This window comes from Pseudoalteromonas sp. M8 (assembly GCF_018141365.1).
Taxonomy (GTDB): domain Bacteria; phylum Pseudomonadota; class Gammaproteobacteria; order Enterobacterales; family Alteromonadaceae; genus Pseudoalteromonas.
Map to the genome: position 1 here is coordinate 3,585,856 of NZ_CP047240.1, position 20,876 is coordinate 3,606,731.

Below are 20,876 nucleotides of genomic sequence, written 5' to 3' on the forward strand. Positions count from 1 at the left end.
AAACTATTCTATGCTTGTCCCGCGTGATACCTACCAGTATACATGGACTGATAACCAAGTGTAATTCTCACCGAAGACATCTTTACCCAAGGTTAATTTAGTTTCGACTTGCTTGCTGTAAGCTTCACCAATATGCGCCAGCTCAAATTCATAACCAGTTTCATATTCAGCACCAAGCTCATTTAATTCGTTGAAGTATTTACTTTCGTTATCAATAACCGACAGCTTAGCTCGCCACAAAGAACGGTAATCTGCTTGATAAGTACCTTCTAGTACATGGATCTGCGTCGGTGCACCATCATCGAACTGGCGATGGTTGGCAGCAAAGTGTCCCACACCAAACCCATCAATCGTATTGCCTTTAGTTTGATAAATTTCATTGACGTACCAAAGACTTTCCATGTCGGTAAATTCATAGCGTAATGAGGTGGTTGAACTTACATTCGGTAGGAAAATGCCTACGCTAGTCGCTGTATTACCAAACAAATAGTTCTTATGGTTATTAGTATCTTCCCCACCATACTCTAGATACCATTGTGCTCTGGTACCGTAATTTGTAGTGAAGCTCGTGGTGATCGTTGCCCATTGGTCGCCAAGTTCATCATCTTGAGTCAGGTCGCCGATTTTATTGTCATTGCCAGCAGGATCTATATAGGCCTTAATAAAGTCCTCAAAATCCACCTTCCTAGGGCCTCCACCAAATTGTAGTACTCGATTTAGACCAATTTTCCAACCATCGATTGGTTCAATACTAAAGTGTGTACCAGCAATTTTCGGTGTACCATCATGCAATGTATTTTGAAAACGAATTCCCTTTTCGACTTTATCTAACTCTGAATAAAACAATTCAACATCAAAATTCCACCAGTTTTTAAGTGGAACAACTAACCCCAATGAAATAGAAGGCCGGTTTTTAGCGTTATTAGAGTAGACCTGAGCCGAATGCTTAAATGGCGAGAACCAATGTTCTTTATAACCTAGGTTAAGCTGTAAATTGCCATAAGATAGCCCGTAAAAAGTGTTATACGCCACTAGTTTGTCAGCTTCTACTCGATACTCAGCACCTATTTGTAGAATACTCGAATCACCGCCTCGCCATACTCCAGCGAATCCCAATTCGGCATATTCGCCACTATAATTACCTCTGTCGTTGGCGATTTGCTTTTCCTCACCGCTATCAACACGTAATGTGACAGATCTTTGCGTTAGTGCGTCATCTTGTAAGTAAGGTGCAATTCCCTGACTAATACTCTGTTGTAATGTGGCGTCAATATGCCTAAGCTTCATCAAATGCATCTTGATTTCACTGATACGGTAAGGCTTTGCCATAGGCGAACCAACGGTCAACGCAAACATTTTATCGATTTGGTATTCCAACAGCGGATCTTGCCCAATGGGTAAATAGGCTGTTGGGCTCGCTAAAGCGAGATTCGAAGCCAATAAACTACAGCAAGCGAGTACTCGAGCTAAATTCATTTTGTTATTCCATTACTTTTAATGCGCTAAATACTACCAAACCAAAAGCCCCTAGGCATCTGTTGAACTGTGTAAAATTGTGTTGTTCATTCAATTTCGCCCTGGAACAAGGTAAAATACTGATTTTTGAGCTGAAGCAATTTCTATGGCACGCCATTTATATTCCCTGCTGTTGCTAGTGTTAGCCCCTTTGTTATTGAGCTATCTCTATTTTATTCGAGGTAGGAAAAATCCTGGCTATCGAACTCATTTTACAGAGCGCTTAGGCTTTAACCTAAGCAAGCTGCCGCCACATGCTGTTGTGATCCATTGCGCTTCCGTTGGGGAAGTGCTTGCAGCCACACCTCTCATAAAATCAGTACTTAAAGAACAAGCAGCAGCTCCAATCATTATCACCTGTAACACCCCAACAGGTAGAGAAGAGATAACAAAAGCTTTTCGCGCTCAGGTTCAGGTACATGTCTGTTATTTACCTATAGATTTTGCTTTTGCGGTCAGAAAATTTTTCAATTCCTTGAAGCCCAAACTCCTTATTGTGATGGAAACTGAGCTGTGGCCTAATCTTTTTTATTACGCCAAACAAAACCAATGTAAAACCTTGGTAGTCAATGCCAGACTCTCTGAAAAATCATACCAAGGTTATAAAAAGCATGCTTGGTTAACGAAAGGCTTGATGAGCAACATAGATCTGCTTGCAGCCCATAATGAAGAAGACGGCAAGCGTTTCATCAAGCTCGGGCTTGTTCAATCTAAGCTTCACATTACTGGCTCAATCAAGTTTGATATCTCAATCACCGAAGAAGAAATTGCAAAGGCAAGACAGTTTCAAGAAAATTACCCCGAGCGGTTAATGTGGCTTGCAGGATCTACGCATCCTAAGGAGCATGAGCAAGTCATTGCTGCTCATCAACGAGTATTAGAGCAGATAAGTAATGCGTTACTTATTATCGCGCCTCGCCATCCCGAGCAGTTTCAAGCGGTTGCTGACTACCTCAGTGAACAAGAGATCGCTTTTACCAGAAAGAGTAGTAACGGTATAGACGCAGAAGCTTCGGTCTTGTTAGCGGATACTTTAGGGGAATTAAAGTGGCTATTTGGTGGTGCTGATATCGCCTATATTGGAGGTAGCTTGATTGAGCGCGGCGGTCATAACCCACTAGAAGCGGCGGCTCATGGTGTGCCAATATTAACCGGCCCACATACCTATAATTTTGCGCATATATACCCTCAACTTATCGCGCAACAAGGTGCCATCGTAGTTGATGATGAGGACAAGCTTGCCGCTCAAATTATTACGCTATTTGAAGATAAATCGCTTCGAACGCAAATCGGTGCTAACGCTCAATCGGTACTAGTTGAAAATACCGGGGCTATTTCTAAAACCATGACACTAATCAATAAGAGCTTGGAATAATTCATGAATACAGTCATCTCTACAATGCAAAACTGGGTTAGCCAAGTCATTGTAAAATACAACTTTTGCCCGTTTGCTCGACAGGAAGTTGAAAGTAACAGCATTCATTATTTCGTGTCTCAAGCGATAAGCCACGACGATGCCGTAATGGATATGTTAGAGCAGTGCTCAGAGTTAAACCATGAGCCAGAGCGAGAAACAACACTAGTTATATTTGATATGGGTTTTAGTAATTTTGATGACTTTTTGGATCTCGTCGACCTAGCAAACGCTTTATTAGTAGCGCAAGGGTTTGAAGGCACTTATCAAATTGCCACTTTTCATCCAGATTATGTGTTTGCTGATAGCGATGAGCATGACGCAGCAAACTATACTAACCGCGCGCCCTACCCAACACTCCACTTGATCCGCGAAGAAAGTATGGCCCAAGCATTAGAAGACTATATCGATCCTGAACAGATCCCAGAAAATAATATCCGCCTCGCAAGACGTAAAGGGGAAGCGTTTTGGCAGCATTTGCTGCAGCAATGCCACAAGGTTAAATAACCTAAGCTACGGTTAAATAGTCAAAAGGCTGGTTTAGCCAGCCTTTTCTTGTAAGGTTTTGAATTACTACTTTTTCACCCAGCTGCCATTGACTTGAATATAATGACCTGATTGCGTTTTGTTATACGCTTTTTTAGCCGCTAAAGCCTCTACTTGCTCAAGCGTGATACCGTTCTTTTTCGCTAATTGCTGGTATTTCTGTTTGCGCTTTTCATTCACTTCATCAACTAGCTGCTGTACACCTTGGCCATTTTTAACCACGCCAAGATAGCCCGATGTAGTTTCGCCAACTAAACCCTGTGATTTAGCATCGTCAATGGAAATTGCGAATGCGGCGAAGCTCATACTGAGCCCAATAATTAGGGTAGAGATTGCTTTTAGCTTCATAAATCCTCCTTAGAATAGCTCGCTGTCTTCGCTGAATAAATTGTCGAGTTCTTTATCCACTTTCACGCGGATCTCATGATCTACTTTTACATTTAAGTTAATCGTAATAGGCTCTTTGGTTTCTACTTGCACCTTATGAGTACAAGCACTCAATACCAATAAAGCTGATATCACTAGCATCCATTTCATTCACTAACGCTCCTCTTTATTTAACGCATTTTCCACTTCGCGCGTAATCTCGTCGCTCAAGCGTAGGGCTCGTAATAAGGTAAACACATTTTCTGAGTGTGTATAGTTAAAGTTTACTGGTTGTTGTTGGAGTTTGTTAATTCCTGTAATTTTAACATCTAAGTCCAACCAGCCGTCTTCACTTAAATTTACGCCACTACTCAATTGCTCAATGGTCAACTCGTCAAGTACACCAATCACCGTTTGTAAGCTAGGTTGCTGCTCTTTTAGCGCATTAATTGATGCATTGTTTTCAACCTTTAATAGCCCTTCACCAACATTATGGATATGGCCAGAATCAATACGCACCCCAGATGAAGATACTTGTACTGGTAACTTGCCTGAGATCAGCCCTCTGAGCTCAACGCCTGCATCATGCCCAGAGGCGGCAATAAGATCTAAACTCAGTTTATCTAGCGACACCTGAACGACCTGCGGCGTTGAGACCAAACTAACTTCATCAATCCCCACGTTACCGGCAAAAACCTGTGCGTTAATATCTTTTAGTTTAGCCACGCCTGCTTCGCTGAATAGTTGGCCTGTTATTGCTTGAACGATAACACCAGCTCTCAACTCTTCAACACTCAGTGTGGTTGGCTTGAGTTGAATATTAGCTGAACTTATTAGACCAAAGACATCAATCGCTGCATTTTGAATAAGCCGTTCATTAAATAACGCAGAGCCGTTTTGAACGCTCCCGTCTAAGGTAAATATGCGCGTGGATAAATCCCCTTCGAGTACTGCATAGAAGTTACCATGGGTAATTTTTAAGTTCGGTAAAAATGCGTCAATATATGGCTGAAGTTGAGTGAGCTGCTGCGTGGGCACGTGTATTTGTGCTGGATGTTTTAAGCTTGAATATTGATGCTCAAGCAACGCCTTTACACCATCAATATTAACCACATGTGACGCCATCAATCCGCGGCTTTGCTGCCCTTTGCTGTCAATGCTCACGTTTTTCAAACTGAGATCAGCTAAGTTAACTTCTGCTACCTTAGTATTGCCCGACAAGGTTGAAAAGATTTCTCCGGTCGCGACTGAGCCTTGCCAGTGCAGTGTCTGTGCAAACTCATTCAGTTTATAACTCTGCTGTTGTATCTGTGCACTGGTTAAGGTGAGGTTGATATCAAAATCATGTGTAGGCTCAAGCACAACTCGCCCGCTCAACGCACTCTGTTTTGCTGTTACATTCTCAACACTCAGGTTTTGCAGTTTTGAATCAAGCGTTATCGCAAAACTCATTCCTTCAGGTAAGACTCTGTGTAGTAGATGTCCACTTTTGAGTTTTGGCACATCTAGCTGCGCATGTAAGTCAAACGTCAGAGATGGATTATCAATCACCAAATCTGATGTCGATAACTGGGTTGAGAATATGCTCGGCTGAGCCTCAACTGTAATTAGCTTGGTTGGATCACCCAATATTTTGAAGCGGCTATTGAGCTCGAGATTCTCAGCAATAACATCTTGCAGTGTAAGCTTTTGAAGGTCACTTGTGATTTCCCCCTCATATTAACAAAATTTGGCCGCGCACTAAGCGCTCCCGCCAGTGTATGCGCGCCCCACTTTTCATCGGAAAATTCAAGGCGAATATCACCATTGACGAAAGGCTCAGTTAAGTCGACTGCCAACTCGTTAACTTCAAACTGTAGCGGTTTATCTTTACCTGTCACTTCAAGTAAATCTGTCGCGATTGAATCCGCAGAAATGGTAATTTCACTCGGTAAACGAAGCTGCCAAGTGGTCGGTAACAGTTTACTATATTCAGAAGTAAGACAATCAAGCGTTGATTTCGCTGAAATCGGCTCGGCAAGTGCTACCTTCCCCTGCTGCGTGGCTAAATCATACCGCCCTGACACAGCGCCTATATACGCAACGGTACTTTTACACTCAGCCTGTTCAAGCGCTACTAAAGTTTCAAGTTCCAGCTTTGCGTCCATAGCCAGGCCATCGAATTCAAGCTGGCTAGTTCCTGAAAGTGCTTGGATCTGAGGAGGTAACAAAGCGCTGAGGTACTCGCCACTAAGGTCAACATTTGCAGCAATACGCTCTGGCTGCAATGTAACTTCAGCAGCGATGTCACCTGAAATTACAAATTGATTCAGCTCGGACTCCGAAATCGACACGACTAATGGCTTTGGTAATGGCTCACCAGATATAGAGAGCTTGGCAACATGCATTTTGGGTCTGGTGATGTCGAGTGGCAATGCAAGGCGCTGTGGCCGAGTTGCATCTGACTTTTTGGGCGAAAGAAGTTGCATATCCGCTTTTTCAATATTGACTTGGCGCATGCTGAGTTGCGCATCATAAAGCTGGGCATTAAACGCATCTGTCTGCACACATGCTTTTGTAATATGGATACGATTGAAGCCCGACAAGCGCCAGTCAAGACAACTGACCTGAAGTTCATTAACGGGTATAAAATGTTTAATGGCCCAGAGCGACAAAGGAACTCTGGCAAGGTAAACACCCACTAAAACACTGAGTATCAACGCTAAGCTCCAAAGCCATTTTTTCATTCGTATCCCTAAAATATGATTGCTATTTCCCTTTCAGTGTACCCGATAGATAATTATCGAGCCATGAATAAAAAAGGTCACCGAAGTGACCTTTTTCAAATATGTTAGCCTACTAGCTTACGCGCATTGCGGAACATACGCATCCAAGGACTATCTTCTTGCCACTCATCTGGGTGCCAAGAGTTTGCAACGGCTCTGAATACACGCTCAGGGTGCGGCATCATCACAGTTGCACGACCGTCTGTTGACGTCATGCCTGTAATACCAGCAGGTGAGCCATTCGGGTTAGCTGGATACTGAGTGGTTGGATCACCGTAGTTATCAACAAACTTCACAGCAACTGAACCTGAATTCAGTGCCGTTTGTACCGCCGCTTCGCTTGCAAACTCAGCATGACCTTCACCATGTGATACCGCGATTGGCATGCGAGAGCCAGCCATACCATCAAAGAAGATTGACGGGCTTTGCTGTACTTCAACTAAGCTGAAACGCGCTTCAAAACGCTCTGACTTGTTGGTGACAAAACGTGGCCAGTTTTCCGTGCCTGGGATCAGCTCTTTTAATGTAGAAAGCATCTGACAACCATTACAAACACCTAAGCTGAAAGTATCTTGGCGTTGGAAGAAGCCTTGGAATTGCTCACGTGCTGAGTCATGGAATAGGATTGATTTCGCCCAGCCTTCACCAGCACCTAATACGTCACCGTATGAGAAGCCACCACATGCCACTAGGCCTTTGAATTGCTCTAGTGTTAAGCGACCTTCAAGGATATCGCTCATGTGTACGTCGATTGCCGCAAAACCAGCACGATTAAATGCAGCCGCCATTTCGATATGTGAGTTAACGCCTTGTTCACGCAAGATGGCAACTTGAGGCTTTACCCCTTTTGCAATGTAAGGCGCTGCGATATCTTCGTTTAGATCAAAGCTTAGTTTAACGTTAAGGCCCGGATCTTTGTCATCGAACTTAGCGTCAAACTCTTGCTTCGCGCAATCAGGGTTATCACGTAGCGCTTGCATCTGGTAAGTTGTCTCAGCCCAGGTAGTGCGAAGCTCTGTGCGAGTATTTTCAAGTACTGCCTGACCGCCACGAGTAAAGATAATTTTATCTTCGCTATTTAGCGTACCGATGCGATGTGCAATATCAGCAATACCGTGTTCGGCAAATACCGCTTCAACCGCTGCAATGTCATCATTGCGAACTTGCAATACTGCGCCAAGTTCTTCATTGAATAGCACTTCTAAGTCTGTACCTTGCAGCGCATCTAATTCAATGCTCACACCTGTATGGCCTGCAAACGCCATTTCCGCGGCAGTGGTGAATAGACCACCGTCAGAGCGGTCGTGGTAAGCGATAAGCTTGCCAGATTCAACTAATACTTGTACCGCATTGTAGAAGCCTTTTAACAGCTCAGGGCTGTCAACGTCAGGTGTTTTGTCGCCAAGTTGCTTGTACACTTGCGCTAAGCTTGACGCGCCAAGACGGTTTTGACCAGCACCTAAGTCAAGTAGGAATAGGCTGGTTTCACCCTTATCTGTACGAAGCTCAGGCGTGACTGTTTTGCGAATATCTTCAACACGACCAAATGCAGTGATGATAAGTGATAATGGCGCAGTCACTGACTTTTCTTCGCCATTCTCATCCCACTTTGTCTTCATTGACATTGAGTCTTTACCAACTGGGATTGTAAGGCCTAATGCAGGACATAACTCTTCACCAACTGCTTTAACCGCTTCGTAAAGACCCGCATCTTCGCCTGGGTGACCCGCAGCCGCCATCCAGTTTGCAGAAAGCTTAATGTTGTTTAGGCTACCGATATTAGCACCAGCGATATTGGTTAACGCTTCTGCTACTGCTAGACGCGCTGATGCTCCATAGTTAAGTAGTGCCGCAGGGGTGCGCTCACCCATCGACATCGCTTCACCGTGGTAAGTATCGTAAGTTGCCGCAGTTACCGCGCAGTTAGCGACTGGTACTTGCCAAGGGCCAACCATTTGGTCACGTGCAACCAGACCCGTTACGGTTCTGTCACCAATCGTGATAAGGAATGTTTTCTCAGCAATCGTAGGTAGGCGAAGTAAACGCTTAGCTGCATCTTCAAGTTCAATACCAGCTGTATCTAATGCTGTACCCACTACACGCTTTGACTCAACGTCACGATGCATTTTAGGTGGCTTGCCAAGTAATACGTCTAGTGGCAGGTCCACAGGATTATTATCAAAGTGGCTATCAGCTACTGTTAGATGACGCTCTTCCGTCGCTTCACCGATTACCGCATATTGTGCGCGCTCACGCTTACAAATTGCTTCAAAGCGAGCAAAGTCTTCCGCTGCAACAGCCAATACATAGCGCTCTTGCGACTCGTTACACCAGATTTCGTGTGGTGCCATACCTGGTTCATCGTTCGGGATGTTACGCAGCTGGAATTTACCACCACGGCCGCCGTCGTCGACAAGCTCAGGAAATGCATTTGATAAACCACCCGCGCCCACATCATGAATAAACGCGATTGGGTTATCATCACCAAGCTGCCAACATTTATCGATCACTTCCTGACAACGACGTTCCATCTCAGGGTTTTCACGCTGAACAGAAGCAAAGTCTAAATCTTCGTTTGATTGGCCAGATGCCATTGATGAAGCAGCCCCACCGCCAAGACCGATGTTCATTGCAGGACCACCAAGTGCGATTAGCTTAGCACCTACAGGGATTGAGCCTTTTTGCACGTGATCTTCACGGATGTTACCTAAACCACCAGCGATCATGATTGGCTTGTGGTAACCACGTACTTCAGCGCCATTATGGCTTTCTACTTTTTCTTCGTAAGTACGGAAGTAACCCAATAGGTTTGGACGACCAAATTCGTTGTTAAATGCAGCGCCACCAAGTGGGCCATCAAGCATGATGTCTAATGCATTAACAATGCGTCCTGGTTTACCAAAGTTAGTTTCCCAAGGTTGCTCAAAACCCGGAATACGAAGGTTAGAAACCGTGAAGCCAACAAGACCTGCTTTTGGCTTAGAACCACGACCGGTTGCACCTTCATCGCGGATTTCGCCACCTGAACCTGTTGATGCGCCAGAGAATGGGGCAATCGCCGTTGGGTGATTGTGTGTTTCCACTTTCATCAGAATGTGGATATCTTCCTCGTGGTAAGCGTATTCGCCGTCAGTATTTGGGAAGAAACGACCCGCTTTAGAGCCAGTCATTACTGCCGCGTTATCCTTATAAGCCGACAATACATTGTCGCTATTGGTTTCGTAGGTGTTCTTAATCATTTTAAACAGCGACTTAGGCTGCTCTACACCATCGATAGTCCAATCAGCGTTGAAAATTTTGTGACGACAGTGCTCAGAGTTTGCTTGAGCGAACATGAACAGTTCGATGTCATTAGGGTTACGACCTAGCTTTTCAAAGCTTTCGACTAAGTAGTCAATTTCGTCATCAGCTAGTGCAAAGCCCTGCTCAATGTTCGCAACCGCAAGTGCTTCACGGCCGCCGCCAAGAATATCCACTGAAGACATCGGGCGAGGCGTTTCCGTGCGGAATAATTTAGCAGCATCATCAAGCTCTGCATGAACAGATTCGGTCATGCGGTCATGAAGTAACTGTGCAACTTCTTCGAACTGAGCTTGTGTAAGTTCACCCTCAACATAATAAGCAATACCACGCTCAACACGGTGTACTTGCGTAAGACCACAGTTGTTTGCAATATCTGTCGCTTTAGAAGCCCAAGGAGAGATAGTTCCGATCCTTGGTGTTACCAAGATCAGTTTGCCCTCTGGCGTGTGCTCCGTAATAGTCGGTCCATACTTTAACAGGCTGTTTAGCTTAGTTAACTCAGCCTCTGAAAGCTCAGCCGTTAAATCAGCAAAATGCATAAACTCGGCATAAACATTGATAACTGGTAATTGAGCTGCAGCGCAGGTTTTAAGGATCTTTTGGACTTTGAAATCTGAAAGTGCAGGTGCACCACGTAGGATTAACATAGGTATTTTCATCCGGGGTTAAGGATTGAACGATATCTTTGGGCGCTCATTATAGTGGAAATAGCGCGCGGAATTAACACTAATTTGTCAAAACTAGAAAATATCATGCAAATCTATCATTACCTTAAGTTAATTCGGCTTTTGCAATTATGATTTTGCTGCGGTAAGTTGGGATTTCGAGCGCAAAAGAGAACCTAGGTCATGTTTAAATACATCTTTATGTGCTTTGTTGTCATCTGTTTAGTTGGGTGCGACAAAGCCCCTCTTAATCAGTTGCAACATGTAAAACAAAATAAGGTATTACGTGTTGGCACGCTCGCGGGCCCGGGAAACTACTACCAAGGCACCACTGGAGAACAAGGGTTCGAATATGAACTGGCGAGTGAATTTGCCAATGAGCTTGGTGTTGAATTACACATCGTTCCTTACTTTAATTTAGATGAGTTATTTGCAAGGCTAGATGCCGGGGACTTAGATATCGTTGCCTCCGCAGTAAGCTTTCACCCATCAAGAACAGCGCAATATCGTTTTGGCCCGACGTATAGAATGATCAGTCAAAAGCTCGTGTACAAACAAGGGAGAGAATGGCCAAGAGACTTTGATGATATTAAAGCGCCAATTACCGTACTAGCACACAGCAACCATGTTATTGCCCTCGAAGAAGCAAAAACAAGCCATCCTCATTTGAGTTGGGAAGTTGTCTCAGATAAAGGTGAAGAAGAGCTGCTTCAGGCCATCATTGACGGAGAGATTGACTACACCATCACAGACTCACATTCACTGGCCCTATTTAGACGCTACCACCCAACCGTCAGTATTGCGTTTTCAGTTACAAAAGATGAACATGTGGCGTGGATGATGCGTAACGAAAAAGACGATTCGTTATATGCGTTGCTGCCTGCATTTTTTGCCCGAGTACAACAAAACAACTTTTTGGCCACACTCGAAGAGAAGTATTTTGGTCATATCGAAGAGTTTAACTATGTAAACACCTTAGCTTTTGTCGAAGCTGTACATAGTACCTTACCCACCTATCTCAAGTGGTTTAAAAGTTATTCGAAACAGCACAATATCGATTGGCGTTTGCTGGCTGCAGTCAGCTATCAAGAATCGATGTGGGATCCCAGAGCTAAGTCTCCAACAGGGGTTCGTGGCATCATGATGCTAACACAACCCACGGCTAAAAAAGTTGGCGTGACAAACCGCCTCAATGCGCAGCAAAATATTGAAGGTGGCGCCAAATACCTACGTATTTTATTCGACCGTATGCCTGAAGAAATACAGCAGCCCGATAGTACTTGGCTTGCCCTTGCTTCTTACAATGTGGGCTGGGGACATGTGCGAGATGCACGTAACATTACTGCGGATCAAGGAGGCGATCCGAATAACTGGGCTGACGTTAAAAAACGACTACCACTACTTACTAAAAAGCGCTACTATCGAAATACAAGATATGGATATGCTCGTGGTGATGTTGCGGTAACGTATGTAGATAATATTCGCCGCTATTATGATGCACTTGTATGGTTGGAAGACAACGGTGCACTCCTACCTGACAGCAGTAAAGCCTCTTCGCAAACGACTCCGGTTGATAATCCAGACAAAGCAAGTGAAGTCGAGAAGCAGCAGTAATTTATATTTACTAAACTGGCTTGATAAATGCTTCAAAAGGTCATAAATCTGTCATAGGCATAGCGTATTTATACTAAATTAATATTTGGGGGCGGTACCCCCACCTAATCTCTCACATTCGGAGGTTCTATGTTGAGAAGACGTCGGAATCATCAATTTAAACGTAACACCAAATACACGTCGCCAAATCGCCGCCGTGTAATGATGAAAAATACACACCGTAAAATGCTCTTGCGCCATCGTATTTTTGCGCTAATTCAAATGGAAGAGCAAAGGGATGCGAAAACAGCCACTGCGGTAGTACAACCCTAAGTACTACCGTTTTTCAACTTTTTTGCTGCTTTAATCTCTTGGCGTCTGCGCTTGAAAAATGCAGACAGCTTCTCGCCACATGCCTCACCCAGTACGCCCGATGTAACTTCTAGTTGGTGGTTGAGCTTTTCATGCTGTAACAAGTTCATTATCGAACCGGCCGCGCCCGTTTTTGCGTCAGAGGCTCCAAACACCACTCGGCTCAAGCGGCTATGGACCAGTAAACCGGCACACATAGGGCATGGCTCAAGCGTCACATATAAAGTGCAATCAATCAGCCGATAATTTTCAACGACTTTGCCAGCTTCTCGAATAGCCATCATTTCAGCGTGAGCCGAAGGATCATGACAGGTAATTGAACGGTTCCAACCCGCAGCTATCATTTCACCATCTTTCACTACAACAGCACCGACAGGAATTTCGTTCTCCGCTTCAGCTTTGTCAGCAAATGCTAACGCCACTTTCATCCAATATTGATCATCTTTTACTTCTGACATGGTAATTTTATAGTCGTCCTCACCTAAAATGGAGTATATCACCTCCTGCAGAGCTCTGGTTAAGCTGCTATTCTTAAATAATCACAGTCACCAATACAGCTGCTTTTATAAGCAAACTCAGGATGTTACCAACATCTTTTTAATATTTTGCGGACATTATTGATAATTTTCGCAATTTTGCCGTGGCTCACAGGGTTGGATTTACGCTATAATTCGCCGCTTTTTTTATTTCGTAAGCTCAAAAACACACGGGTAGAATATGAAATTTCCGGGACGCCGTAGGCATAAACACTATTTTCCGGTGGAAGATAAAGATCCGCTTATTAACCAGTTACACGCTGATGATCGGCTAAAAAGGAGCTATATCTGTGGTATAGATCAAATCGTCGTTGATATTGAAGCGAAAGTGGATCAAGCTTTTCTTGATGAATTCCACTTACAGCGTGGTATGTCACAAGTGATAGACAATGATGTCACCAACGCCCTTTATGATAGGCTAAAACGTGATGACATGATCGACTATGAATTTGCCGGCGGTACCATAGGTAACACCATGCACAACTATTCGGTGCTAGCAGATGACCGCTCAGTCCTACTTGGGGTGATGAGTGAAAACATAAAAATTGGCAGCTACGCCTATAAATTTTTATGTAACACCTCAAGCCGAGTTGATCTAGACTACTTGCAGCCAGTTGATGGCCCCATTGGTCGTTGTTTTACACTTATTGATGACAGTGGTGAGCGAACTTTTGCTATCAGCGCAGGATTAATGAATCACCTACGTCCTGAGTCTATTTGCCAAACGCTTATCGAAGAATCATCGGCGTTAGTGATCAGCGCTTACTTAATGCGTACAAGTGGCGATGAAACCATGACACAAGCAACAATGCAGGCGGTTGAGTATGCCAATAATGCCGGCATACCCGTAGTATTGACGCTTGGTACTAAGTTCTTAATTGAACAAGACCCCAAATGGTGGGCTGACTTCGTTGCTAAACATGTTGATATCCTTGCGATGAACGAAGAAGAAGGAGAGGCGATCACAGGCTTTAGCGATCCACTTCTCGCTGCGGATAAAGCACTGGACTGGGTTGATCTGGTCATCTGTACTGCGGGCCCTAAAGGGTTGTTTATGGCGGGTTATGTTGATGACTGCTGTAAGCGTGTGACTGAATACCCATTACTTCCCGGTGCTATTCCTGAATTTAATCGCTACGAATTCTCACGCGCAATGAAAAAAGCCCAGTGTGAACAGCCTATCAGAGCATACAGCCATACCGCTCCTTATATGGGTGGACCAGACATCATCAAGAATACTAATGGTGCAGGTGACTGCGCTCTTGCCGCTGTTTTGCATGATATTTGTGCCAATGAATACCATAAACTAAATGTACCAAACTCAGCAAAACATGAGCAAAGTGCAATTACCTATTCATCGCTGGCACAGATAAGCAAGTATGCAAACCGTGCAAGCTACGAGGTACTCGTTCAACACTCTCCAAGGTTATCGCGAGGCCTACCTGAGCGTGAAGACTCACTAGAGCAATCATACTGGGAACAATAACGGTTCTTAGCTTGTTTAGGATTGGTAAAAATAGCGACTTCGGTCGCTATTTTTATATCAGCTAGTTTGTATATAACTTGGCATCAAAAAATAGCAGTACCAAGTTCGTTGGATAGGTATTCTAATGCCGCGATCCCAGCCAAAGAGTTACCAACTTTATCAAGCCCTGGCGACCATACCGAAACCGTAAAACGATTGGGTACGATGGCGATTATCGCCCCCCCGACACCAGACTTGCCAGGCATCCCCACTCGATAACCGAAGTCACCAGCTGCATCGTAAAGACCACTCGTAAACAACAGCGAGTTCATTTGCTTGGTTTGCTTTTTGGTAAGTATCCGCTGTTTTGATAAGTTGCAGTAACCCTGACTAGACAGATAGGAAAATGACTTCGCCAACTCAGTGGTATTCATTTCAATTGCGCAAAAATTGAAATATGACCACAACACATCCTCGACTTCATTATTAAAATTGCCAAATGACTTCATCAAATAAGCCATCGCTGCATTTCTATACCTGTGATCATATTCAGACTGCGCCACAACCTTATTAATACACAGCTTGTCGTTACCAGACATCGCTCTATAGCTTTCTAGCATGGTATGAATTGGAGCAGATAAACGAGAGTACAGCGCATCACAAGTTACAATGGCACCTGCATTTATAAATGGATTTCTTGGAATGCCATTTTCGAACTCAAGCTGAGTTAAGGAGTTAAAAGCTGTACCCGAAGGCTCTTTCCCTACCCGACTCCAAAGCTCGTCACCATAGCGCTGCAGCGCTAACGTCAATGTCATTACTTTGGATACTGATTGAATCGTAAATCTGGCTTCAGTATCTCCGGCACTATAAGTTTCGCCATCTACCGTATGCAGTGAAACAGAAAATTGTTCTAATGGCTGCTCAGCTAAAGCTGGAATATAGTTAGCAACTTTGCCTTGGCGTAACAACGGTTGAACTCGCTGCACAGCCTGTTCTAAAATTTCTTGGTAATTTGGCATATGCTCGTAATTAAGGCTAGCTAGGATGATTGGGGAAGTGTATCAAAAAAGGCCCCGTAGGGCCTGATGTTTATCTGAAACTATGGTTATTTCAGTTCCATTTCTTGAATGATCTCGTGCGCAATAGGTGGCGTTGTACTCACCGGCTTCTGATGTTTATTGGCTTTTAACTGACCTTTTCGGTGCTTCAAAGCTGCATCCAACTTTTTAGACGCTTTGGCAATAGCAGGATACATCACTTCGTCTTCACCTTTTACCGATATTCGGCTACCAGCGTAGTTTGTACTTATCTCCGTGTAAAATTGTTTGTGTTCTTTGCTGACGATGATGTCTAGGGATAACAACGACGGAAAATGGTTAGCGATCTTGGCAAACTTTTCATGAACGTGGTTTTTAACAGCATCGGTTACATCTACGTGATGGCCAGATAAATTAATCTTCATATGCAATCCTTCTTTTGCGTTTACCCTTAACAATAGTATTGGCACGATTACTCGATTTCTCAAGAGCCTTAGCAAAAATTTATTACAAAAATTGGAAGGAAGCTGATTCTAATCAAAAAAACATTTCTAGAAAAATTACGCGATAATAAATCCAGGCATAAAAAAGCCCTAGTAAGGGCTCTTTTCATATTGCGTTAAACTTTACAATTAAAGGCCTGCACGCTCTTTGATGACAGCAATCAATGCTGAACCACCGTGGTTTGACTCAGCCCATGCTAAATCTTTACCGTCTTCTAACGCGCTTTTTGGAATACTTTTAATAATGTATTCCCCAGCATCGTTTGCGTTACTAGCAATTGCATGTCTTAGTAAGTTATTACCGTTGCACTGAATTGCATCGTAAACATTACGCATTTTAAGGCGTGATGTTTTCAAAGCGTTACGAATGCGATTTTTATCGTCCGCAGCGATATATTCACATATAGAAAGCGCCAACTGATCGTTTGCACTTACCGGTTTGCTGAAAGAAAAAGCAGCAACAGCGATGGAAGCTGACAGTAGCACGGTAGTTAATTTCATTACACAGACCCTTTAATACTTTATTCGTAGCATATAACTGGCTATATTTTAGCAACCTAAACAATTGTTAGCAAGAAACTCATAGTTTTTTGTTCAGAGTTACGAATTTATAACTATGGTTATTTCTCTCGTCAGGTTCGTTACACTCAGTTTCAAGCACTTCCCATTCAGCAACCTGCTCGTAGTCAGGAAATTGAGTATCCCCTTCAACCTCTAAATCGATGAAGGTCAAATAGAGTCGCTGAGCATAAGGTAGAAATATGTCATATATATGACCACCACCAATTATCATAATTTCGTCACACCCTTCAACAGTACTCAATGCGGCTTCAGGCGAAGCGACGACCTCTATACCTTCCTGAGTGTAGTCAAGATTTCTGGATATCACTATGTTTCTACGACCCGGCAGAGGCCTACCAATAGACTCAAATGTTTTTCGACCCATGATCACAGGTTTACCTAGCGTAACCTTTTTGAAATGTTGAAGATCTGCAGGTAAGTGCCACGGCATATCGTTATCTTTTCCGATAATACGGTTATTTGCCATCGCAGCTATCATTGAAATTACCACAACGCACCTTTATAGTATTTTAGTATTAGTTTATACATACAATTAGCATGCAAGATGTTTGATTAACCTGAACTCGGGATAAGAAGTAAGTTAATCCACTAAAATCACTAAGCTCAAAAGCGTAGTATCACTCTAGCCAGAAGTTATTTCTTAATACAAGGCAAATTTGTGCATCAATAGCTGGCCTATTGCAAACAAATTTAACGCAGTAGTAAGGGATAACAGCTGCTAGAGAACAAGTTGTTATCCCGAGTTCAGGTTGATTAGTATATCATCTTCAATACAATTGCGGCGAGAATACTGAGTTGAAGTAATATACCGTTCAAATAGGCATAAAAAAGGCCCATTTAATGGGCCTCTAGAATAAATTCAATGTAACTTAACGCTCGTAAATAACTTCAACATCATAGTCGTCGTCATCCCAATCATCCCAGTCATCATCGTCGCTCTTATCATTTTTAGTTGCATGTCTGTGGTATGTGTCCCACTTAAATTCAACTTCTTCTTGCTGCTCTTCTTCGAATTTATCTTTTGGCATGCTTTCAAGAAGGTTCATGATATCAAAGCATAAAGGTTGCGTATTTAACTTGTTTGCAGCAGAGATCATATAAAAGTTTTCTGCGTCTAGCTCTTCAGCAATACGAGCGCATACTTCTTCTCTTTCTTCTTCAAGCAATAAATCCACTTTATTTAGCACTAACCAACGAGGCTTTTCCGCTAATTTAGGGCTGTACTGATGCAGTTCGTTAATAATAGCGAAGCCATTCTCGACAGGATCACTACCGTCAACCGGCATCACATCAATAATGTGCAATAACACTCGACAGCGCTCTAAGTGCTTTAAGAAACGAATGCCAAGGCCAGCGCCGTCCGCTGCACCTTCAATTAGGCCTGGGATATCAGCAATTACAAATGACTTGCTCGCTTCTGGTCTTACAACACCTAGATTAGGCACTAGCGTGGTAAATGGATAGTCAGCGACTTTTGGTTTGGCAGCAGATACACTGCGGATAAACGTAGATTTACCAGCATTTGGCAGACCTAATAAACCAACGTCTGCAAGCAGCATTAATTCTAAGCGAAGGTTACGAACTTCACCTTGAGTACCTAGTGTTTTCTGTCTTGGTGCGCGATTAGTACTTGACTTAAAACGCGTATTGCCAAGGCCATGATACCCACCTTTCGCTACGATCAGCTTTTGTCCATTTTTGGTCAAATCACCTAAACACTCTTCAGTATCGACATCTGTAACTCTTGTACCAACTGGTACCTTAAGTACTAAGTCCTGACCTTTTTTACCGGTACAATTACGACCTTGACCATTGGTACCACGCTCAGCCCTGTGAAAGCGTTCAAACTGATAGTCGATAAGCGTATTTAAATTTTCATCAGCCTGCAGGAATACACTACCGCCATCGCCACCATCACCACCGTCTGGGCCACCATCTGGCACAAACTTTTCGCGGCGGAATGAAACGACACCACTGCCCCCATCTCCGGCTTCCGCTCTAATCTCTACTTCATCGACAAACTTCATGGTTTAAACTCTTTAACTCTGTCTGAATTCACTACACCATTATAGCAGCAGCGACAAATCGCTCCTAATACCAATTGTATTAATACGCCTTGATATAGCTAATTTGGTAATTGATGTGCTGAAAACAAAAAACCCCGCCTAAGCGGGGTTTTTAGTATTTAATACCGATTACTCAGCAACGATGCTAACGTATTTACGGTTTAAAGGACCTTTCTGCTCAAAAACAACTTTACCGTCTGCTTTTGCGAAGATTGTGTGGTCTTTACCGATACCTGCGTTAGAACCAGCGTGGAACTTAGTACCACGTTGACGAACGATGATGCTACCCGCTAAAACTGATTCGCCACCAAAACGTTTAACACCTAAGCGTTTACTTTCTGAATCGCGACCGTTACGAGTACTACCAGCTGCCTTCTTATGTGCCATCTTTCTGTACCTCTAAAAATTAAGCGCTAATGCCAGTGATTTTAACTTCAGTGAACCACTGACGGTGGCCCATCTGCTTACGAGAATGCTTACGACGTCTAAACTTAACAATCTTAATCTTCTCGCCACGACCGTGAGATACAACTTCAGCTGTAATTTTACCACCGTTAACAAACGGTGCACCGATCTCGATCTTTTCACCATCAGCAATTAGAAGTACTGAATCAAATTCAACTGCTGCACCAGTTTCAACGTTTAGCTTTTCTAAACGAATTGTTTGACCTTCAGTCACACGGTGCTGTTTACCACCACTTTGGAAAACCGCGTACATAATTAACTCCGTCTGTGCGCCCTCAAATCGACGCAACTTAATATTCTTCAATAGGGCGCGAAGTTTACGCTAATGCGTATCTTGGCGCAAGAGTAAATTTGAAGAAAGTGAATAAAATTTAGCTCGTATGAGGGCAATCAAATATTTTCCCCTATTCTAGTCAAAAAAATGTCAAAGCCAAGCTCTTTTTTCTCTCAATTCATTAGACAAAAGGCGACTCTATAGTTTACCTAATACAGTACCAAATGAGATTTCACCGTACCTATTTCACCCCTTGCGAAACCATTGAAAGCACAAAAAGTAAGCATAAAAACGTTTTTTTATAAGCAACTACGACAATTTATCGAGTCGATGATTTTTTTGTAGTACAATCGCCGAGTTTATTCATTTTCGGTTAATAGATTGGCTCGGAGCGCAATGGATATAAAAACTATCCAAAATTTGGTTGAGCAAGATATGCTTGACGTCAACCAACTTATACATCAACAAATGCAATCTGATGTTGCACTTGTAAAACAACTAGGTTTATACATTGTAAATAGCGGAGGAAAACGCATCCGCCCAATGTTGGCCCTTTTGGCTGCACGAGCATTAGGTTACGAAGGTGATAAACACATCACACTAGCGACAATTGTAGAGTTTATTCACACAGCGACCTTACTCCACGATGACGTGGTTGATGAGTCATTGCTGCGCCGTGGAGAACCGACTGCAAATGCTGAATTTGGAAATGCGGCAAGCGTATTAGTCGGTGACTTTATCTACACTCGCTCATTCCAGTTGATGGTTGGTCTTGGTAATATGGAAGTCATGCAGATTTTGGCCGATGCGACTAATATCATCGCAGAAGGCGAGGTGTTACAGTTAATGAACTGTAATGACCCAGATACAACTGAAAAGAGTTATATGCAGGTTATCTACAGCAAAACGGCAAAGCTATTTGAAGCTGCAACTTTACTACCCGCTGTAGTGCTAGAGCAATCCGACGAAATTAAAACTGCGCTTAAGCTTTACGGTATGCATTTAGGCACTGCCTTCCAACTTGTAGACGATATTCTTGATTACAGTGCTAACGCAGAATTACTTGGCAAGAATATTGGCGATGATCTCGCCGAGGGTAAACCTACGCTTCCGCTTATTTATGCAATGCAGTATGCAAATGCTCAGCAATCATCTCAGATCAGAACAGCGATAGAAAGTGGTAATGGACTTGATTATCTTGAAGATATTTTAGCAACACTAGCCGAGACCAAAGCACTTGACTTCACGATGGCTAAAGCCCAAGAAGAAGCCCAAAAAGCGATTGCACAATTGAGCGTTTTACCTGACTCAGTGCACAAAGAAGCGCTTATAGGACTTGCTAAACTTTCTGTGGATAGAGAGTATTAATCGTCTCCTAACCAGTTTATGAGCTATAAAAAGGTCGT

At 43.3% G+C, this 20,876-nt stretch carries 20 protein-coding genes; 6 read left to right on the forward strand and 14 right to left on the reverse strand.

Annotated elements, in window-relative coordinates; translation table 11 throughout:
* Nucleotides 1-30: 30 nt before the first annotated feature.
* The gene (locus tag GSF13_RS20945; protein WP_211866987.1) at nt 31-1,476 is read right to left on the reverse strand and encodes a capsule assembly Wzi family protein; all 1,446 of its coding nucleotides are present in this window, start codon (nt 1,474-1,476) and stop codon (nt 31-33) included.
* Nucleotides 1,477-1,621: 145 nt separating this feature from the next.
* Between GSF13_RS20945 and waaA the strand changes: the two genes are divergently transcribed.
* Together waaA and GSF13_RS20955 are read left to right on the forward strand one after the other, a co-directional pair.
* Complete coding sequence (waaA, locus tag GSF13_RS20950; RefSeq protein WP_211866989.1) at nt 1,622-2,890, forward strand: lipid IV(A) 3-deoxy-D-manno-octulosonic acid transferase; 1,269 nt, start codon at nt 1,622-1,624, stop codon at nt 2,888-2,890.
* A 3-nt stretch (nt 2,891-2,893) separates the two neighbouring features.
* On the forward strand, nt 2,894-3,436 hold the full coding sequence (locus GSF13_RS20955; RefSeq protein ID WP_211866991.1) for a DUF1415 domain-containing protein: 543 nt from the start codon (nt 2,894-2,896) through the stop codon (nt 3,434-3,436).
* Nucleotides 3,437-3,502: 66 nt separating this feature from the next.
* On the opposite strand, the gene GSF13_RS20960 is transcribed toward GSF13_RS20955, so the two are convergent.
* The 5 genes from GSF13_RS20960 to purL all read right to left on the reverse strand — a co-directional run bounded on the left by GSF13_RS20960 (nt 3,503) and on the right by purL (nt 10,556).
* Entirely contained in the window at nt 3,503-3,823 is a 321-nt protein-coding gene (locus GSF13_RS20960; protein ID WP_010607614.1) for a YdbL family protein, read from the reverse strand.
* Between the two features lie 9 nt (nt 3,824-3,832).
* Nucleotides 3,833-4,012 (reverse strand): YnbE family lipoprotein, encoded by a 180-nt coding sequence (locus GSF13_RS20965; RefSeq protein WP_010374602.1) that lies wholly within the window; start codon nt 4,010-4,012, stop codon nt 3,833-3,835.
* A 3-nt stretch (nt 4,013-4,015) separates the two neighbouring features.
* Nucleotides 4,016-5,470, reverse strand: a complete 1,455-nt coding sequence (locus GSF13_RS24845) for a YdbH domain-containing protein (RefSeq protein ID WP_249122723.1) — start codon at nt 5,468-5,470, stop codon at nt 4,016-4,018.
* Nucleotides 5,449-6,567, reverse strand: a complete 1,119-nt coding sequence (locus GSF13_RS24850) for a hypothetical protein (RefSeq protein WP_249122724.1) — start codon at nt 6,565-6,567, stop codon at nt 5,449-5,451. The genes GSF13_RS24845 and GSF13_RS24850 overlap by 22 nt, the downstream gene beginning before the upstream one ends.
* Nucleotides 6,568-6,671: 104 nt before the next feature.
* Nucleotides 6,672-10,556 (reverse strand): phosphoribosylformylglycinamidine synthase, encoded by a 3,885-nt coding sequence (gene purL, locus GSF13_RS20975; protein WP_211866993.1) that lies wholly within the window; start codon nt 10,554-10,556, stop codon nt 6,672-6,674.
* A gap of 201 nt (nt 10,557-10,757) precedes the next feature.
* Between purL and mltF the strand changes: the two genes are divergently transcribed.
* Nucleotides 10,758-12,188 carry a membrane-bound lytic murein transglycosylase MltF gene (gene mltF / locus GSF13_RS20980; RefSeq protein ID WP_069022778.1) on the forward strand — a complete coding sequence of 477 codons (1,431 nt, stop codon included), beginning with the start codon at nt 10,758-10,760 and terminating at the stop codon, nt 12,186-12,188.
* 129 nt (nt 12,189-12,317) lie between these two features.
* Nucleotides 12,318-12,500, forward strand: a complete 183-nt coding sequence (locus tag GSF13_RS20985; protein WP_174169739.1) for a hypothetical protein — start codon at nt 12,318-12,320, stop codon at nt 12,498-12,500.
* Here the strand turns inward: GSF13_RS20985 and tadA are convergent.
* Nucleotides 12,497-12,997 carry a tRNA adenosine(34) deaminase TadA gene (gene tadA, locus GSF13_RS20990; protein WP_099030450.1) on the reverse strand — a complete coding sequence of 167 codons (501 nt, stop codon included), beginning with the start codon at nt 12,995-12,997 and terminating at the stop codon, nt 12,497-12,499. The genes GSF13_RS20985 and tadA overlap by 4 nt on opposite strands.
* Nucleotides 12,998-13,256: 259 nt before the next feature.
* Here tadA and GSF13_RS20995 point away from each other — a divergent pair, with 259 nt between their 5' ends.
* Nucleotides 13,257-14,561, forward strand: coding sequence for an inosine/guanosine kinase (locus GSF13_RS20995; protein ID WP_174169738.1), 1,305 nt, complete (start codon nt 13,257-13,259; stop codon nt 14,559-14,561).
* A gap of 83 nt (nt 14,562-14,644) precedes the next feature.
* Here GSF13_RS20995 and glsB read toward each other — a convergent pair whose 3' ends face one another.
* The 7 genes from glsB to rplU all read right to left on the reverse strand — a co-directional run bounded on the left by glsB (nt 14,645) and on the right by rplU (nt 19,449).
* Entirely contained in the window at nt 14,645-15,562 is a 918-nt protein-coding gene (gene glsB / locus GSF13_RS21000) for a glutaminase B (RefSeq protein ID WP_174169737.1), read from the reverse strand.
* An 86-nt stretch (nt 15,563-15,648) separates the two neighbouring features.
* A complete protein-coding gene (gene raiA, locus GSF13_RS21005) occupies nt 15,649-16,005 on the reverse strand; it encodes a ribosome-associated translation inhibitor RaiA (RefSeq protein WP_010374586.1) in 357 nt (118 codons plus the stop codon).
* 207 nt (nt 16,006-16,212) lie between these two features.
* A complete protein-coding gene (locus GSF13_RS21010) occupies nt 16,213-16,584 on the reverse strand; it encodes a DUF3718 domain-containing protein (protein WP_010607605.1) in 372 nt (123 codons plus the stop codon).
* A 79-nt stretch (nt 16,585-16,663) separates the two neighbouring features.
* The gene (folA, locus tag GSF13_RS21015; protein ID WP_029215928.1) at nt 16,664-17,155 is read right to left on the reverse strand and encodes a type 3 dihydrofolate reductase; all 492 of its coding nucleotides are present in this window, start codon (nt 17,153-17,155) and stop codon (nt 16,664-16,666) included.
* 379 nt (nt 17,156-17,534) lie between these two features.
* Nucleotides 17,535-18,692 (reverse strand): Obg family GTPase CgtA, encoded by a 1,158-nt coding sequence (gene cgtA, locus GSF13_RS21020; protein WP_010374580.1) that lies wholly within the window; start codon nt 18,690-18,692, stop codon nt 17,535-17,537.
* Between the two features lie 168 nt (nt 18,693-18,860).
* Entirely contained in the window at nt 18,861-19,118 is a 258-nt protein-coding gene (rpmA, locus tag GSF13_RS21025; RefSeq protein ID WP_010374578.1) for a 50S ribosomal protein L27, read from the reverse strand.
* Nucleotides 19,119-19,137: 19 nt separating this feature from the next.
* Entirely contained in the window at nt 19,138-19,449 is a 312-nt protein-coding gene (gene rplU, locus GSF13_RS21030; RefSeq protein WP_010374575.1) for a 50S ribosomal protein L21, read from the reverse strand.
* Nucleotides 19,450-19,866: 417 nt separating this feature from the next.
* Between rplU and ispB the strand changes: the two genes are divergently transcribed.
* Complete coding sequence (gene ispB, locus GSF13_RS21035; RefSeq protein ID WP_174169736.1) at nt 19,867-20,838, forward strand: octaprenyl diphosphate synthase; 972 nt, start codon at nt 19,867-19,869, stop codon at nt 20,836-20,838.
* Nucleotides 20,839-20,876: the final 38 nt, after the last annotated feature.

Bases quoted from the DNA above. Each gene is read 5' to 3' on its own strand.
- GSF13_RS20945 (WP_211866987.1), bottom strand. From the start codon at position 1,476: ATGAATTTAGCTCGAGTACTCGCTTGCTGTAGTTTATTGGCTTCGAAT.
- waaA (WP_211866989.1), top strand. From the start codon at position 1,622: ATGGCACGCCATTTATATTCCCTGCTGTTGCTAGTGTTAGCCCCTTTG.
- GSF13_RS20955 (WP_211866991.1), top strand. From the start codon at position 2,894: ATGAATACAGTCATCTCTACAATGCAAAACTGGGTTAGCCAAGTCATT.
- GSF13_RS20960 (WP_010607614.1), bottom strand. From the start codon at position 3,823: ATGAAGCTAAAAGCAATCTCTACCCTAATTATTGGGCTCAGTATGAGC.
- GSF13_RS20965 (WP_010374602.1), bottom strand. From the start codon at position 4,012: ATGAAATGGATGCTAGTGATATCAGCTTTATTGGTATTGAGTGCTTGT.
- GSF13_RS24850 (WP_249122724.1), bottom strand. From the start codon at position 6,567: ATGAAAAAATGGCTTTGGAGCTTAGCGTTGATACTCAGTGTTTTAGTG.
- purL (WP_211866993.1), bottom strand. From the start codon at position 10,556: ATGTTAATCCTACGTGGTGCACCTGCACTTTCAGATTTCAAAGTCCAA.
- mltF (WP_069022778.1), top strand. From the start codon at position 10,758: ATGTTTAAATACATCTTTATGTGCTTTGTTGTCATCTGTTTAGTTGGG.
- GSF13_RS20985 (WP_174169739.1), top strand. From the start codon at position 12,318: ATGTTGAGAAGACGTCGGAATCATCAATTTAAACGTAACACCAAATAC.
- tadA (WP_099030450.1), bottom strand. From the start codon at position 12,997: ATGTCAGAAGTAAAAGATGATCAATATTGGATGAAAGTGGCGTTAGCA.
- GSF13_RS20995 (WP_174169738.1), top strand. From the start codon at position 13,257: ATGAAATTTCCGGGACGCCGTAGGCATAAACACTATTTTCCGGTGGAA.
- glsB (WP_174169737.1), bottom strand. From the start codon at position 15,562: ATGCCAAATTACCAAGAAATTTTAGAACAGGCTGTGCAGCGAGTTCAA.
- raiA (WP_010374586.1), bottom strand. From the start codon at position 16,005: ATGAAGATTAATTTATCTGGCCATCACGTAGATGTAACCGATGCTGTT.
- GSF13_RS21010 (WP_010607605.1), bottom strand. From the start codon at position 16,584: ATGAAATTAACTACCGTGCTACTGTCAGCTTCCATCGCTGTTGCTGCT.
- cgtA (WP_010374580.1), bottom strand. From the start codon at position 18,692: ATGAAGTTTGTCGATGAAGTAGAGATTAGAGCGGAAGCCGGAGATGGG.
- rpmA (WP_010374578.1), bottom strand. From the start codon at position 19,118: ATGGCACATAAGAAGGCAGCTGGTAGTACTCGTAACGGTCGCGATTCA.
- rplU (WP_010374575.1), bottom strand. From the start codon at position 19,449: ATGTACGCGGTTTTCCAAAGTGGTGGTAAACAGCACCGTGTGACTGAA.
- ispB (WP_174169736.1), top strand. From the start codon at position 19,867: ATGGATATAAAAACTATCCAAAATTTGGTTGAGCAAGATATGCTTGAC.